This window comes from Pseudomonas sp. NPDC008258, assembly GCF_042956345.1.
In the GTDB taxonomy this organism is placed as follows: Bacteria; Pseudomonadota; Gammaproteobacteria; order Pseudomonadales; family Pseudomonadaceae; genus Aquipseudomonas.
In genome coordinates, this window is record NZ_JBIBGE010000003.1 from 35,188 (window position 1) to 51,273 (window position 16,086).

The following is a 16,086-nucleotide window of genomic DNA, read 5'->3' on the forward strand; positions in this document are numbered from 1 at the left end:
CGCCGTCATACATGTGATTGAAACGTGTTGCCATGCGGGGGCTGAATGCCTTCTGGAAAGACTGAGGCTGCGTAACTCAGGCCTTTCACTCACCAACACCTGATCGCCAGGGAGAGACATGCAGCTACAGGACTTGCTTTCTAGAGGGTATTTCCCGATCCAGCTTCCAGCCGGGTTCAGTACCACGAAATTGGCGGAAAACATCGGGGCGCTCCAAGCTTCCTGGGATGAAGCCCTGGACGGAAAAGGGCGCATACTTTCCCAGTCCGAACGATTTTCGGTGGCGAGGTCGTCATACAGCAGACGTACCACCTCTATACCCAACCCCGTCAATTTCTATGGTTTGGCCAAGGACATCTGCCGGTACTGGCCGCAAATCCAAGAGCATTTCAACAAGAGTGAAATCTCTCGAAGCATTCCTGGGGCTGGAGGATCGCTGCGGGCGATTGAGTTGACGAAATTCACAGACCTGTACGAGGAGCGCGTGCGCCGCTCGGCGGGCGCACGGTATGCGCTTGTCACCGATATCTCGAGCTATTTTCCCACCATCTACACCCATACGATTCCGTGGGCTTTGCATACAAAGGCGCTAGCCAAGGCAAACAGGGGCAAATCCGATCAGTACTTCGGTAACGCCCTAGATCAGCGCTGCATGAGCACGCAGGATGGGCAGACCATTGGGTTGCCGATTGGCCCGGATACGTCGCACATCATCGCCGAGATGATAGGCGTCGCGATTGACGATTCCATTCGAGACGCGTTGGGTGGCTGGCCCAAAGGCTTCCGCTATGTCGATGATTTCACGTTCTTCTTCAACACCCGGGAAGAGGCTGAGCGCGCGCTGGCTGTCATCATCAAGTGCGTCAGCGCCTTTGAACTGCAGATCAATGCATCCAAAACGAAGATTGTTGAAGTCCGCGAGCTCGTCCAGGAGCCATGGAAATACACTCTCAAAAAGCTGAAAGTCTCACCGAAGCGCCGTCAGCAAAAAGACGACATCCACCACTATTTTGAGGTGCTGTTCTCGCTGGAGGCGCGGTTCAAGGACGAAAGCTTGGTCAAGTATGGCATGAAGCAGCTTTCGTCCACGATTATCAAAAAATCCAACTGGCCCATCGCCGAAGCCTACCTGCTCAAATGCGGGTATGGATTTCCCAACACACTTCAAGTGATCACCCAAATCCTGGTGACCTACCATCGCCATCAGTATGAATTGAACCTGGAAGCGCTGGGCGATTTCTGCAGGAACCTCCTCGGGTCAGCCTCGGCAGCGAACCATCACAGTGAAACGGCCTGGCTGCTATGGCTGTGCAAGGAGCTCAGGATCTCCCTAGAGGCGCCACTGGTACAGCAAGTGCTCCAGATGGAGAGCTCCGTGTGCTCGCTCATCGCGCTGGATCTGAATCACTCCGGTTTGGTGGCCGGCGAGGTCAATCTTGCCGATCTCGAGCCGTTGGCAACGGGGCAGGCGCTTGTAGGCAACAATTGGATGCTGGCTTATGAAGGCGGGCGCCGGCGTTGGCTTTCCAACCCGAACCTTGAATTCATCCAGGGAGAACCATGCTTCGCCGCAATGCTGGCGGCTGGCGTAGGCTTTTACAGTGAAGCGGCTCAGCTTCCGCCTATCTTCCAGCTTAAGCAATCAGCGCTCAACGACTTCGATTTCGACTCCGACGATGCCATCGAAGACGAGTTTGACTTCGATGACATGGATGAAGAGTACTTCGACTCCGCTGACCAGGGCGATGAGGATGAGGACGAGCCGGGGACGACCGCGCGGCCATCTAGCCCCCAAGACCTGTTTGCAGCCGACGACTCCGATCCGAGCGGAGACTGGTAGGCGGGCGAGTAGGGCGCAGCTGGCGGTGGGTAGGCAGGCTCGTGCCGTCGACGCCCCAGGGCAGCACTCCGGGCGATTTTGGATGCACAACGATGGCGCCTTGACCTCAGCGTCCCACTGCTGGATTTACTGGCGTTACCACGCGTGGGCTGGCCTAGCATCATGGCAGCCCCGACCTAGCAATCGTCGTGTGCTTTGGGGGGCTGCGCAGGAGTCGCAGACTACCTGTCATCTGCGGCTCCTCAAGCCCGCCTGATCCGTGCCAGCGGACTCACGCCACGGGCAGTGCGCTGGAGCTTCCCGTAGTGCCATGTTAGGTTGGTTTTTTGAGTGCATGGTCGCCGTTGGATCAATCCGACGCCGATCGACCAGCCGCATACAAGGAGTCGCCGTGACGCCAGACAGACTGACCGCGTTTCTTACTGACGAAGAATTTGCGGGCATGATGCGAGATTTCGACACTGCAGGCCACTGGATGCGGGAACAGTTGGCATTGAAGCGCGCAACCCCAAGCGCTGCAGCTCAGAAGCAACCCAGCGCTGGGGAGTCGCAAATGGCAGCAGACGCTCGCCCGGCAATCGACCATAATCACAGCTCGACGCAGCCACATGACCGGCGTCAGGCACAGCCAAAGCGGAGCGCGCTCTCACATGAGTACTTTGTCCCCTGATCAACACGACCGTTACCTAAAAGTGCTCGAAGCAGCTAAGAGCTTGTATAGCGGCGATCTTGATGCGGCAATGCGCTGGATGTCTCACCCAGTCAAAGCGTTTGATGGCAAAGCTCCCGCCAGCATGGTCACAACCAGGCTGGAGACTGACACGGTGATAGAGTTCATCATGCGCTTAGAGCATGGGATTGTCGCCTGAGTGACCTCGAGGCGGGCCCTTTTGCCCACAATACTCTCGTGGGCCAGGGCTTGGCGGTCTTCAAGGGCATACCCCAACGCTCAGCCTGGATCGGCCACGCGATTGATAGGCCAACCTATCCCGATTACGGACGAGGGTAAGCGCCAGATTTCCGCAAATGTCGCTCGATATTTTTCAATCGGCGCTTCTCTATTTTGTTTTGCATTGACTCAAACGCACGCTCTTTGTTAAAGGCTCGCCTCTGGTTGAACTCTTCAGAGGGCTTCTCAGAAGGCCACCCGCCGTTGATGGTCAGCAAATGCAGCCCGCAAGTGCCCTCGGCCTGCCATAAGTTTGGCACAACGTCGTCCGCCCCTCTAAGCTCGTTAGCTCTGAGGTAGCTCTTGTAACCCAAAGCATTCGCAATCAGATCGTGTGCAGCATGCAGCTTGATGCTACCGCCAGATGCCCTTGTGAGATCGACGATATTTTTTCCCCACCTCTTCATGCTGTCAATCGTTAGGCTAGGGCGCATATGGCAATGGAGGATCAGCTCGGATACTTTCTGGCCGTTGTAAACAGGCTGCTCGTCCTGCATGTGGGCATCATCTTTCTGAAATGCTATCGGATGTGGCTGTGAGTCCTTGCAAAGTGCTTTGCCGGATCGCCCTTCGTTCTCTGAAGCAACTGTGTCAATTGTATCTGTCACTGAGTAGTCCTCGCTTTCAAGATTCAGCAAGTTTTACTTCCAAGTTCCGGCGTGTCAATCGGCTCTCCCAAGTCAATAATTTTATGGGTATCCGTGGATTTCAAAAAATATTAATTTAATCCTGATTCCCTCTGGAGGCCGCGCTGCCGTTGGGCTACAGGCGTGACTGCAGAATTCTGAAGGCTTTCACCATTCGACTAATTAAATAAATATTGAGATCTCAGACTTCAATGGGGCTGTATGTAACATCAGTAAAAAGCGCCAATTTAATTAATACTCGTCGGTTAATTCACCAGAAAAAAATGTAACATAATGTAACAATGAGATTAGGGCGCTTATTGGTTCATCTCATTTATTTTCGACGCAACAAGTAACGCTTTAACCATTAATTGATCTGTTCATCGCCTTTGAGTGAGGGGCGGTGTCTCCAATCATCTTGGATTGGAGATGAGAACAGAATGATCGTCTATGCCCCCACTTGAGCTAGGCCGAAATCCCCATGCCCGAGAACGGCTTCTAGTCCTCGCTGACCCTGCGTGCCAGCGATGCCAAAAGCGGGGCGCCATTCAACATTGACAGCAAAAGGCCTCCCTGCGATTGCCATAGAGCATAGGCCCTGCCGTGATGCTGGTACCTAGTCGTATGGCTGTAATCTCGTGGATGTCGGAGAAGCCCTGCAGCGCCTAGCACTCTGCCTCTAGAGGCGTTGTAGAGGCGTGCCAGGTGATGCCTCACTCATGGCACACCCCTCATGTGCTGGGCGGCAAAGAGCTTGTCTACCGTCATGATCCGAGCGCTCTCTTGAGGGATGGTTTGAGAACGCTGATCGAGAAGAACAACGTCATTCATGCAGCGCCATCCGCGCATTCCTTCAAGCACCCCTCTGGCACACTAAACAACGTGTTCATCCAGACCAGGGAACTGGCGAGCGATGAGGCCGAGGTGTGTGTGGTCGGGTATGCAATTGCACTCGAGTATGGTGCCAGGCTTCGCCAGGCTGGCAAGGTGTACATCGACACCATGGGCATCTATGCATTCGTGAAAAATGCGCTCGCTCGCTTGGACTGCAAGGCTGAAGTCATGAGCTTCCACTCCTACGAACGGCTCAAGACCATCTACCCGCCGGAAGGTCAATATTTCTGCGTGGTATCAGCCTCTACATCTGGCGGTATGGCCAAGCAGATGGGGGAGCAGGGGTTCGCAGAGGAGTGCGTAGTCACACTGATCGATCGCACAGCGGATGGCCGATACGGAGGTGTACTGGTCGCCCTGGACGACGTTGACTATCCACTGCCAGTTAGGGCGGAGGAAGGCTGCACGCTGATCGAGATCATAGGAGAGAACTTCTCGGCGAAATCCAAGCCACCCAAGTCGATCACGATATCCTTGAAGCATGACCCGAAGCGGCTGGCCAAATTTCACAAGTCCTTCGGTATGGGAGGAATTGATGGATTCAACAGGTCGAGCTAGCCTCGCAAGCTGTTGACGCTCAATCCTGATGAGTTGCTGGCGGACGTTGCCTTCAGAAAATGGCTGGCCGCTGAAATCGACTGGTCGGTCTCCATGGCGACAAATCTGATCGTGTACGCCGACGATGACGGGTCGAAGAAACTCGGCGAGGTGGCCCATGAGATGCTCAGCGAGAAATGGGGCGCGACCAAGTCAATCCGATGCGTGCCTTACAGCGAGCTCGATCAAGTCGATTTCGCAGGCGTCTCCGGGGTGCTGGTCGCAACAGTGGTTGCGCGCGATGGCGGCATCCTGAGAGAGATCAGTCGTGATCTGCGGGCCTACATGGAAGCGACCGTGCCGCGCAGGTTCCTTGCACCGATCGGGATTCCACAGAGCGCGAGAGCCTGGACACTGCTCAAAACCTTCCTGATGAAGAACCCCACGCCCCGGGAGTATGGCTTCTCTAACTGGCTGTGCCTGCCCATCGGAGATGACGGGAAAGAGAACGCCTGGAGTCGGTTGACCAAGGTTGTCTCTGCCGGGCAGGTCGATGACGTCGGTTTCACACCTGCAGTCGCGGACGAGGTTCGTCATCAGGCTCTTGATGAGGCCGCTGAGCTGGTTATGGCGAACAAGCACAGCTTCTTGCCAAAACATGACGGCAGCGCGCTCGCCTTATCCGATGGATTCCTGTTCTTCGACGCCTCAAGCAATGTAGGCAAGGACTGTTCGAACGTACCGCAAAGCACAGTGTTCTTTACGATTGCTGCCGTCCTCCAGTTCGCGCGGGAGCACGAAGATCATGAGCTGCGCCTGCAGCCGACGGGGTATGAGTCTGTGGTGTTATCACCGGAGTGCTTCCTCCGGTTTAACGACAACGTCCTACAGGCGTCATTCCTCCGGGCGTGCCTCCCTTCGGAGCTTGATTACTCAGCAAGCCCGGAGTTGAGCAAGCTGATGAAGGAGTTCATCGCCAAGGTATTTGCCCGATGGGAGCGGACTTACGGCGATGCCGCCTTGGAGTTTGCCGCCGCACTGGCTACCGGTACGCTAAAACTCACGCAGGAAGACGCCCGGGCACTGCTCGAGGAGGCTATCGAAAACCGTAAGAACAAGGCCTCCAGCCTGCTGGGATTGCTCCTGCTTACCCAACGGGCGATGATCCCTGCCTCTGAAGGGTAGAGCAGAGGCTGTAAACCAATTTTTTATACTGTTAAGCGCTGTGGCTTACAGTGCAAAAAGTTGGTTTACAGCTAGCTGTGCGAGGCGATAGTCACTGGAAGACTCCCTTGAAAACTAAGGTTTACCTTAGTTTTTGCAGATTTTTGGGCGGTTGGCTTGAGAATCTAAGCTATAGCTTAGTTTTTCCCTGGCTGCGCAAACCGCTGGAGCTTGTGTGGAAAAGGGCGAGGGCGAGGGCAGGCTGCCCGGTGCGGGCATGGCTGGCCGAATACTGTATATGCATACAGTTTTACTTATGGCCCCATGAATCTGGCACCTGGATGTCCTGATTAAAGGTGTCGACCATGGCGGGTGATCGCCAGTGGAGAATGGCTAAAGGCCCCGTGCCAAGGGCTTTTGAGGCTCATCAGAAACCCAGCACACGGGTCGACGGTGCGCTTGGGGCCTCAAGGGTGGCGTAATTTGCCATACTGTATATATATACAGATGGCGATTCCCGGCTGGGCCACGCAATGTACTGCACAGATCGAACCGCGAAGCAGCGCATGAATGGCAGTGGCTTCAGGTTGGCCAGGCGGGCTCATCATCGGCGCTGCTCCTGATCCTGAAGACTCAACGATCAGATGAGCATTGCACCTCGATCCTATTGTGCGAACTGGAGAGCATTTCGAGGGGGCTGGCCTACGAACCTCACAATTTCAAACTGTACGTGATCAGATTCGCCCGTGGGGAGATTGGCCAGCCACGCTTGAACACGGTCTTCCCAACCGGTTTCGCAGAAACGCGTGTCGGGCCAGAAGTTGTGGGCTCCGCCAGCAATCAGTTGCTTGGCAAGCTCTCGCTCGCGCGTACCGATCAAGCACCAAGCCACGAAAAATCTCTCATCCCAGCTAGCAGAGCATAATAGATGTATTGGGGCGTCAGCTCCGATGCCCATTTGATCAACTTCGCGGTCGAAACAAAACATTCCGTTCAATTGATCCAGCAAGGATCCTTCCGCCATGATGTCGACGGCCTTGAAAAACCAACCAATTGCTTGGAACTGGCTAAGCCTTACAAGTTTCTTCTGGGCAACAGATAATGGGCGGGTACCAAACCATTTTTTGGTTCGAGCGCGAGTGCATGAGGTGGACTTTATGCCGGGCATTCAAATGCCTCCATTATTTTTATTTTACACATACTGACATATTACGTATGGAGCATGCGTACGCGCAAACCCGACTCAGATACTAATCGTATCGCCTGATGATGTCTGATGCTAATTAGCACTCGCCAATGTCATGTTCGGGTGTGTCCATCAATGTCCAATCAGGCGGTGCAGCAGATGTGTAGTGAGCATGGTCGCAACTGACTTAGTTTGAGTATGTAGCCTGGGACAGGTAGGGTCTCCATGGGATACCTATGCTGCCCTGTGCGTATTGAGCCTGCCATTTCATTATGGTGACGCAAGAGCAGGGCAACGCAGTATCAGCCTCTGTCTCGCGTTCCTAAGTGTTTGACCGACCGCGCTCGCTCTTGATCATGTGAGTGGTAGTAGGTGTTTTGGGTTGTCGCCAGGTTGGAATGCCTCAGATCGTACTAGAGATCCTTCGCGTTTCTGAACGGCGCATCAAAGGTCGCCGAGGTATGACGTAGCCAGTGCGATGATGCTACGCGCAGGCTATCCATTTCATAAGGCTCACGTCCTTCTTCACGCATTCTGACGAGCGCTTGGTCAAAAACGGTTTGGAGTAGGGCGCGCACCTGTCGATCCGAGAGGCCTGCGCGACCACTCAGCGTTTTCAGAAGCGGAGTTTTCTCCTGATAAGTAGGCAATGGACTCAGTCCAATGAAGGTACGGTACCTTGTGAGATACTTCGTTACATACTCATCACGCACTGCGATTTTTCCGGACTTGTTGCCCTTACCCACAACATGGAACCACCAGTTCCCATCAGCATCCAGACGAAAATCTCCCATGGTGGGCTGCCAATTGGTACGCCCAACGATATCCGATATGCGCAAATACATGCTGAACATCGTAACGAGCACGAATAGGGTGCGCTCATGTTTCCTAGGATCAGCAGCGGCCATGGATTCTGCAGTGTCAATCACATAATCCCATTGCAAAGGGGTCAACGCCCGAGAAGTGCTGGATTCTAGCTGAGATGAACTATACTGCCCCTTTTTAGTAACCTTGCGGAACGGATTCGAAGTAGCGATTTCCTCTTCCACTAGATATTCATAAAAGCCGCTTGCAATTTTGAATACATTGCTCATGCTGCCGGATGATGAGTGATAGTCGGTCGACGAATTGTCCCCAGTACTTTCACTCAGGCTGCGATTTTGTTTCGGGGCGCGCAGTGTGAAAGGCTTCCATTTGGGGTTGGCCGCTAATTCCAGATCCGATAACTGATCAGCACTACTTAAAGCATTTTCTGAAATGAACCGATTACGAATGACTGGCCCAACCCAAGTGGCTGGCGGGTGTTTGCAAAACTCAAGATACGCTTCGGCATCCAGCCGTTTCAACTCGTGCACAGGCTTCTGGCGCACGATCAGCGCCCAGAGAAATAGCCGCTCAACGTGGCCTCGGTACGTGCTGTATGTGAGCGCGTTGTCGGCATAACACCTCAGATACCCCCTGATAGCCAGGAACCCTGGGATGGCTTTGAGTTCGGGAGCAAAGCCTTCCAAGAATCGCTCGACGCTCGTGATTGATGGCCGGCCTACAGTGAAATCCTGATCCACGAAATCACTGTGAGATTCAAATATGGGCCGGGGAGTGCAGGTCATCTTACTTACCGTAATGGGCTGGCATACGTCAGCAATTGAAACTTCCTAATCTGGCTGTTTTAGGAAGTTTTCACTTCCTGCACCGCCCGCTTCAATCACTCACTTCAATCGACTGGCCATAGTTAATGGGAATTGCCGGATAGTAGCGCCAAGTTTGGCCGGCCGCAACCTTGACAAATTTTTAGCCCATCAACACCATCCGTCAGTGACCATCATGCTTGCTTGACATATGACAAGAAACGCACTAGGCCATATTCGGAGTTATGGATTTGCCCGGCTGCGTCATATATGAGCAATTTGCATCTGGCAGCGTCAGACATTGGTAGTGCCTGCCGCTCAGATAAATCTCGGTTTATAAGAATATTGTTGCCTCCACTTCAGGGGCCACCTTCGGGTGCAGGACTTAAGGAACTATGCGAATATCCTCTATATTGTTTGCAGGATGAGGAAGGCTCTTTAAGGCTGTCTAATCACAGGCGTGAAGTGGCAATATAGGTATAAATACGCTTCGTCACCCCAATGTCCATTTCGCCCCCCGAAAGTGTCCACATTAAAAGCTTATTAATACGAAAGTGTCTGCATTATTGTCGTGCAGGTCGATTTCGGAAAGTGTCCGCATTGACCGCAAATTACACCAAAGGCAGCAAAATCGGGGATCCCGCCTGGTGGTTGCTCAGGGCGGGCTTTGGAAAGTGTCCGCATTATCGTTGCGTTCTCGGGAAAACGGCTCGGAGCGTCGTTCGTGGATGAGCTGTGCGAAAGCTTTGCTGCTAAGCGGTTTTCAAGGAGCTGAATCCAGGATCGACATCGAGGGGACTGCTGTGAGGCCCGGAGCCCATGGCTTGGGGCGCTTGTCTGCTTGGCGTTGCGTCTATTTGCGGGCCACAGGGGGCGTGTATTTCACATGGGGGCTGTGGCTCGTTGAGCGTTGAAAATACGGAAAGTGTCCTGATTATGGGGTTCGGCGTGAGCCCAGGAAAGCGTCCGTATTAGGTGCAAAAAAGCCTGGAGGCGTTGGATTTACTGGCTTGCAGGGGGGATTTTGCAAATCCCGCAGATTATTCCAGTGTCCAGATAGCGCAGAAAACCGGAGCAACAGTTCAAACGAGCGTTTTTTGACGAGCCCCAATGGATTCAGGGGTTTGCGGAAGGTACTCAAAGGCATATGTGTCCGCATTTCTGAGGTTTTTCGGCGTTCGGAAGCAACCCCAAGACGCTGGAGGCCTTGTGGGCTTTGGGTTGCGGGGGTTTTAGGGGTAGGAGTGTCCGTGTTTCGCAACGGCTACAGAAAACGCTGCCGGTGAATGCTGAAACTGGATACTGACATTAGAGGATGAGTCGCGCGTAATAACAGATTTAACATAATACTCATTATGCGCTAATTCGTATTTCAGCATGAACCCATGGGCAGTCAGATTTGAAGCCAGCCCAAGCCCTCCATTCATCAAAACCGGCCCGGTCGTTGACCCAGGTTAAGGTTGCCTCATTTTGACTTGATTAAAATGCAGGCTCCGCTTCCTCACGGGGATTCTGGCATGACCATCATCGTCACCGGCGCGGCTGGATTCATCGGTAGCAATCTCGTCCAGGCGCTTAACGAAAGAAATGAATCTGAGATTATCGCCGTCGACGATCTGACCGATGGCGATAAATTCTGTAATCTGGCCGACAGCGAAATTGCCGACTATCTGGACAAAGACGATTTTCTCGAGCGTTTTGGTCGTGGCCAGTTTGGCAAGGTGCGCGCTGTGCTGCACCAAGGTGCGTGTTCGAGCACCGTCGAAGCTGATGGCCGTTTCATGATGGATAACAATTACCGGTTCAGCCGTGAGTTGCTGACAACCGCCCAACAGCAGCAGATTCCGTTGCTATATGCATCATCGGCAGCGGTTTACGGCGCAGGACGGGATTTTCGTGAACAGCGGGACTGTGAACGCCCGCTGAACGTCTACGGGTATTCCAAGTTCCTGTTCGATCAACAGGTACGCCGGCAGTTGGCTGGCGTACACAGACAGATCGTGGGCTTGCGCTACTTCAATGTTTACGGCCCCCGTGAACAGCATAAAGGTGCGATGGCGTCTGTGGCCCTGCACTGTTTCAGCCAGTACCAAGCCCATGGAAAAGTCAGCCTTTTTGGCAGTTATGGCGACTATCCCGGCGGCGGCCATTTGCGAGACTTCGTCTCTGTTGATGATGTGGTCAAGGTCAATATGTTCTTCCTCGACAACCCTCATTTGAGCGGGATTTTCAATGTTGGCAGCGGTCGCGCCCAGCCCTTTAATGACGTGGCTTTGGCAGTAATCAATCGACTGCGCGAGCAACAAGATCAACCGCCAATCTCGTTTGAGGTAGCCTTGCTTGAGGGTCTGCTCGAGTACAGCGAGTTCCCTGATCATTTGCGTGGCAAATACCAGTGCTACACCTGTGCCGACCTGGAGCGCTTGCGCGCTGCCGGTTACAAGGCACCGACGTTGACAGTCCAGCAAGGCGTGGCCCGCTACTGCGACTGGTTATTGAGCACCGAAAGCCCGCCGCCTGCTCCATTCAAGCAAGCGGCGGTAGCTTGAATTGCTGGTTTCCAATAAAATTCGGTGTTTTTGGCTTGATTTTGACATGTTTTGGCTATGCCCTGCTAATAACTACACTAAATAGTCATTTAGCGTAGTTATAAAAGCATGCCGCTATTCACCTCATCATGAGCGCTGAGCTGGCTGCATCACAGGCCATGTCCAAGTCGGCACCTGAGAGGAATTGCGCGTAATGATCTTTCAATTCCTGTTCCCAGCCCGCGACCTCTTCAAGAAGTTGTTCGGCCTGATCTCTTGCAAGAGCAAAATGTGCATGGTGGCTAAGCAGGTTGCTCCGGCTGACCTGGCTGCCCTCGCGACCAACCGACATGGCCAAGGCTTTAGCAGGTCCCTCATCAAGCATGGGTAACACGTCGTACATCGGAGAAAGTCGCCACTTCCCGCCAACCCAGATTACGGCATGGTTACGCGGGTGATCATCGGAAACGTTCACCCCAACCATCGGGCATGGCGTCGTTGATGAAGCCAGGTACTCTGCGGTTTTTGGAAATACCTGAGTAAGCTTCGCGACGCAGCGGGTAGTTGATCGGGTCGGGTACCCAGCCTCCACGTGCCACCTGATCAGGGGCATACAGGAACTCGCCCAACTTGCCCTTGAGCGTGATCCGGCCCAGGGTCACGACCTCACCTGTTTCCGGGTGCTCCATATAAATGTAGGCGCGGGACATCAGAACTCCTCGGGCTTGGGTTTCGCCAACCGCACGCGCCTGGCCGCGATACCCTGATGTACATCGTCATCGGTGGTAAAGCGCGTGATCTGAGAGCTTGTTTCCAGGTCCTCCAGCGATGAGAACACCGTATCGCTGATGCCCAGCCGCCATAGCACCAGCATGAACGAACGCAGATCCACCAGCTCAGAGCCGCTCTCGATCTTGCGAAGCGTATGCGCCGAAACGTCGATGGCTGCCTTGAGATCGGCCTGGCGCAGGCCTAGGGTAAGTCGGCGTGCCTTCACCAGAAGCCCGATTTTACTGAGTGTATCGGCGCATGCGACTGGAAAATAGCCGGGCATAATGGTCACCATCGTTAACACTAATTGATTTAAGGTTAACGATAGCACACATTACGCATCGATTTTTCAGTTTAATGTGCACAAAGATTGATATTAAATCCGATAAGATCAACAACGGTTAGTATTAAATGCATCAGGAAAGCCCGCCAAAACGCCTATAGAAGCCCTCGCTAACATCCGGCAAAGGCCCATCCGCCGTCTCCAGTGCCGCGTTCAGCCATTCTTCTGCCTTGGCAAACACCAGCCGATAAAGATTGCGGCACAACTGTCGCGCAGCCCTTCCCTCCCAATCCCCGGGCAGCAACTCATCCGGCAGTTGCGGATCGCGCAACAGCAAGCGCCGGTACTCATGGATCAGCAGTGTGCGCGCCAGGAAGCAATCTTGCGCATCTAGCACCTGCTGCTCTTTCAAGCCCTGCCACAGCGGCCTGAACAGCTGGATGAACTCGCTGTACTGCTGCCCCAGCTCCTCGATACGCCAGCTTTCCCGCACCTGGGCGCGCATGGCCTTGGAGGCGAGTACTTCCTGGGTGTGGGTTTCAAAGACGATGCTGTCGTCGCTGGCCTCCAGGTCGCGTAGCGTGGCAGCCAGGTCTGCCCGGTCAGCCCGGGGGCACCCCAGCAGGTTCGGCGCCATGACGCCAAACCCCTGCCATTCCAGTTCTTCACGCACGGCCTTGCGTTGGCCGGCCTCGAGTTGCGACAGCAGCACCAGCGTCCAGGCGCCATCCCAGGCCGGTTGGCTCTGGCTGTAGACACGTTTGAAGGCCTTTTCGAAGCGTCGGCGGCCGGTGCCCGTGAGGCTGTAGTAGCTGCGTCGGCCTACTTTTTCAGCAGTGAGCCAACCTTCTTTGGTCAGGCGAAAGATCGACGTGCGGATCAACCGTTCATTGATACCGATCGGCTCCAGCAGGTTGATGAGGCTACCCAGCCAGACGGTCCCGCCGTGGGGCTCGATGGCATCGCCATACAAGGTGATGATCAGGGAGCTGGCGCGGATCGGGGTCTGTTCCTGGAAGCGAGTGATCAGGTTGTTCAGGGGGGCAAGATTGCTCATGGGCGAACTGTGCGCGGATAAAGCACCGACTATACCTGTGCGGCGGGCCGCCTGGCCATTGCGTGACGCGACAGCACTCATGCGGTGACCTGGCCTTTGGGTCTGACGCCGGTATCTTCCATGCGCGGCCGCTGCGGTTCGGCTTCGGTCAGTGGCGGGCATTCGACCATGGTGTTCATGCAGCGCTGGGCCAGCTGCTGGTACTGCGCCGTGCCACGCTGCTTCCAGGCCAGCTCCTGTTCGCTCAGGCGCCGTTTCACCTGGGCCGGTGAACCCATCACCAGGCTTTGCACCTCGCATTCAAAGCCGGCTTTGACGAACGCGGTCGCTGCGACGATGCAGCGCGGCGCCACATGGGCTCCGTCCATCACCACCGCGTTCATGCCGATCAGGGCGTCTTCACCCACTCGGCAGCCGTGCAGCACGGCACCATGGCCAACGTGCCCGTTGCGTTCCACGACCGTGTCGCCTCCCGGAAAGCCATGCATCACACAGGTGTCCTGGAGGTTGGCCCCCTCCTCCAGCACGATTCGGCCGAAATCCCCGCGCAGTGATGCGAGTGGGCCTATGTAGCAGCGTGGGCCGACAATGACATCGCCGATCAGCACTGCACTGGGGTGCACGTAGGCAGTCGGATGCACCACGGGCGTCAGGCCGTCCAGTCGATAACAAGGCATGGCAAAGCTCCTGAAATGATTTGAGATGCCAATGGATCTTGTATCACAACGTAAATGCTCGTCAATTGTGTATCGCTTTTGTCGTGACCGGAAGCGTGCAAGAAAAATGACAAACTCCATCGAAAACTCATTGGTGAAACCTTTAATCACTCTATATCTGCCCGTAGTCAGTAGTGTCACGATAAAAATAAAGGATACATAAACAAAGCACCAAGCTTGCTAATGTGTATCGCGTAATGCATATACTGGTCTCACCTGGTCGCGGTCCAGCATCGCGCCCCTGCAAACAATTCCAAGAAATGCCGGCCCCACGATGTGCCGTGCGTGCAGCCAGAGGAACCCCACATGCCGCGATATCTCGATGTGCAGGTGCCGGAAAACGGTGTCCAGCTCATTACCCTGCAACGGCCCGAGGCACTGAACGCCCTGTGCACCGAGTTACTGGAAGAGCTGGCTGCTGCGCTGGATGCGGCCGCCCAGGATGACCAGGCTGGTGCTGTAGTCATTACCGGCAGCCGCAAGGCGTTCGCCGCAGGGGCCGACATCCGCGAGATGGCCGAGCGCGATATGGTCGGCATCCTCAATGACCCTCGTGTAGCTCACTGGCAACGCATTGCCGCATTCGCCAAGCCGCTGGTTGCGGCAGTCAACGGTTACGCCTTGGGCGGTGGTTGCGAACTAGTGATGTGCGCCGACATTGTCATCGCCGGCACCGACGCCCGTTTCGGCCAGCCAGAAATCAACCTGGGCATCATCCCTGGCGCAGGCGGCACCCAGCGCCTGGTCCGGGCTGTAGGTAAGCCTCTGGCCATGCAGATGGTGCTGACCGGCGAAGCCATCACTGCCCGCCACGCCCAGCAGGCCGGCCTGGTCAGCGAAATCACCGAGCCCGAATTCACTGTGGAGCGCGCCATGCAGGTGGCTCGCAGTATCGCCGCCAAGGCGCCGCTGGCCGTACGCCTGGCCAAGGAAGCACTGCTCAAGGCCGGGGATACCGACCTGGCCAGTGGCCTGCGCTTCGAGCGCCATGCATTCACCTTGCTGGCCGGCACCGCCGACCGCAACGAAGGCATTCAAGCCTTTCAGGAAAAGCGCCAAGCCCGCTTCCAGGGCCGCTGATCATCTCCCCTCGACTGACGGAGCGAGTCTGTCATGACTTTCCAGCACATCCTGTTTTCCATCGAGCACGGCGTTGCCCTGCTTTCGTTGAACCGCCCCGAGCAGCTGAACAGCTTCAACACCGCCATGCACCTGGAAGTGCGCGAGGCACTCAAGCAAGTCCGCCACAACGGCGAGGTGCGGGTGCTGCTGTTGACAGGCGAAGGCCGTGGTTTTTGCGCGGGGCAGGACCTGTCCGACCGCAATGTGGCGCCAGGCGCCGATATGCCCGACCTGGGCGAATCCATCGACAAGTTCTACAACCCGCTCGTGCGTACCCTGCGCGACCTGCCGTTGCCGGTGATCTGTGCAGTCAACGGCGTTGCTGCCGGCGCGGGTGCCAATATCCCGCTGGCGTGTGACCTGGTGCTGGCCGCTCGTTCGGCCAGCTTCATCCAGGCCTTCTGCAAGATCGGCCTGGTGCCGGACTCTGGCGGTACCTGGTTGCTGCCACGCCTGGTCGGCATGGCAAGGGCCAAGGCGCTGGCCATGCTGGGTGAGCGCCTGGGCGCCGAACAGGCCCAGCAATGGGGGCTGATCCACCGCGTGGTGGACGATGCTGCACTGCGTGACGAAGCCCTCGCCCTCGCCCGCCAGCTTGCCACACAACCAACCTATGGCCTGGCCCTGATCAAGCGCAGCCTCAACGCCAGCTTTGACAACGGGTTCGATCAGCAGCTGGAGCTGGAGCGTGACCTACAGCGCCTGGCGGGTCGCAGCGAAGATTACCGTGAAGGCGTAAGCGCCTTCATGAACAAGCGCACGCCAGCATTCAAGGGGCGCTGAAC

14 protein-coding genes and 1 pseudogene are annotated in these 16,086 nt (G+C 55.5%); 7 read left to right on the forward strand and 8 right to left on the reverse strand.

The window, feature by feature from the left end; all coding sequences use genetic code 11:
- Positions 1-118 precede the first annotated feature (118 nt).
- Together ACFY9W_RS03055 and ACFY9W_RS03060 are read left to right on the forward strand one after the other, a co-directional pair.
- On the forward strand, positions 119-1,840 hold the full coding sequence (locus ACFY9W_RS03055; RefSeq protein ID WP_391125569.1) for a reverse transcriptase domain-containing protein: 1,722 nt from the start codon (positions 119-121) through the stop codon (positions 1,838-1,840).
- Between the two features lie 650 nt (positions 1,841-2,490).
- The gene (locus tag ACFY9W_RS03060; RefSeq protein WP_391125572.1) at positions 2,491-2,709 is read left to right on the forward strand and encodes an antitoxin Xre/MbcA/ParS toxin-binding domain-containing protein; all 219 of its coding nucleotides are present in this window, start codon (positions 2,491-2,493) and stop codon (positions 2,707-2,709) included.
- A gap of 124 nt (positions 2,710-2,833) precedes the next feature.
- Here ACFY9W_RS03060 and ACFY9W_RS03065 read toward each other — a convergent pair whose 3' ends face one another.
- Positions 2,834-3,427 (reverse strand): hypothetical protein, encoded by a 594-nt coding sequence (locus tag ACFY9W_RS03065; protein ID WP_391125575.1) that lies wholly within the window; start codon positions 3,425-3,427, stop codon positions 2,834-2,836.
- A 696-nt stretch (positions 3,428-4,123) separates the two neighbouring features.
- Here ACFY9W_RS03065 and ACFY9W_RS03070 point away from each other — a divergent pair.
- Complete coding sequence (locus ACFY9W_RS03070; protein ID WP_391125578.1) at positions 4,124-4,867, forward strand: hypothetical protein; 744 nt, start codon at positions 4,124-4,126, stop codon at positions 4,865-4,867.
- A gap of 12 nt (positions 4,868-4,879) precedes the next feature.
- Positions 4,880-6,031, forward strand: coding sequence for a hypothetical protein (locus ACFY9W_RS03075; RefSeq protein WP_391125581.1), 1,152 nt, complete (start codon positions 4,880-4,882; stop codon positions 6,029-6,031).
- Between the two features lie 643 nt (positions 6,032-6,674).
- Here ACFY9W_RS03075 and ACFY9W_RS03080 read toward each other — a convergent pair.
- The gene (locus tag ACFY9W_RS03080) at positions 6,675-7,178 is read right to left on the reverse strand and encodes a hypothetical protein (RefSeq protein ID WP_391125584.1); all 504 of its coding nucleotides are present in this window, start codon (positions 7,176-7,178) and stop codon (positions 6,675-6,677) included.
- Between the two features lie 320 nt (positions 7,179-7,498).
- A pseudogene (locus tag ACFY9W_RS03085) lies at positions 7,499-8,806 on the reverse strand (tyrosine-type recombinase/integrase).
- Between the two features lie 1,535 nt (positions 8,807-10,341).
- Between ACFY9W_RS03085 and rfaD the strand changes: the two are divergent.
- On the forward strand, positions 10,342-11,373 hold the full coding sequence (gene rfaD / locus ACFY9W_RS03090) for an ADP-glyceromanno-heptose 6-epimerase (protein WP_391125587.1): 1,032 nt from the start codon (positions 10,342-10,344) through the stop codon (positions 11,371-11,373).
- A 118-nt stretch (positions 11,374-11,491) separates the two neighbouring features.
- Here the strand turns inward: rfaD and ACFY9W_RS03095 are convergent, their stop codons facing one another.
- The 5 genes from ACFY9W_RS03095 to paaY form a co-directional block, all read right to left on the reverse strand.
- The gene (locus ACFY9W_RS03095; protein ID WP_391125590.1) at positions 11,492-11,836 is read right to left on the reverse strand and encodes a HipA domain-containing protein; all 345 of its coding nucleotides are present in this window, start codon (positions 11,834-11,836) and stop codon (positions 11,492-11,494) included.
- Positions 11,811-12,062, reverse strand: a complete 252-nt coding sequence (locus ACFY9W_RS03100; protein ID WP_391125593.1) for a hypothetical protein — start codon at positions 12,060-12,062, stop codon at positions 11,811-11,813. The genes ACFY9W_RS03095 and ACFY9W_RS03100 overlap by 26 nt, the downstream gene beginning before the upstream one ends.
- Complete coding sequence (locus ACFY9W_RS03105; RefSeq protein WP_391125596.1) at positions 12,062-12,406, reverse strand: transcriptional regulator; 345 nt, start codon at positions 12,404-12,406, stop codon at positions 12,062-12,064. Before ACFY9W_RS03105 ends, ACFY9W_RS03100 begins: the two co-directional genes overlap by 1 nt.
- Before the next feature lie 133 nt (positions 12,407-12,539).
- Positions 12,540-13,463: a phenylacetic acid degradation operon negative regulatory protein PaaX gene (paaX, locus tag ACFY9W_RS03110; RefSeq protein WP_391125599.1), complete on the reverse strand. Its 924-nt coding sequence runs from the start codon at positions 13,461-13,463 to the stop codon at positions 12,540-12,542.
- 77 nt (positions 13,464-13,540) lie between these two features.
- Positions 13,541-14,140: a phenylacetic acid degradation protein PaaY gene (paaY, locus tag ACFY9W_RS03115; RefSeq protein WP_391125602.1), complete on the reverse strand. Its 600-nt coding sequence runs from the start codon at positions 14,138-14,140 to the stop codon at positions 13,541-13,543.
- A gap of 345 nt (positions 14,141-14,485) precedes the next feature.
- On the opposite strand from paaY, the gene paaF reads away from it, so the two are divergent.
- Complete coding sequence (paaF, locus tag ACFY9W_RS03120) at positions 14,486-15,259, forward strand: 2,3-dehydroadipyl-CoA hydratase PaaF (RefSeq protein ID WP_391125605.1); 774 nt, start codon at positions 14,486-14,488, stop codon at positions 15,257-15,259.
- 33 nt (positions 15,260-15,292) lie between these two features.
- Positions 15,293-16,084 (forward strand): 2-(1,2-epoxy-1,2-dihydrophenyl)acetyl-CoA isomerase PaaG, encoded by a 792-nt coding sequence (gene paaG / locus ACFY9W_RS03125; protein WP_391125608.1) that lies wholly within the window; start codon positions 15,293-15,295, stop codon positions 16,082-16,084.
- The last annotated feature ends 2 nt before the right edge of the window (positions 16,085-16,086 follow it).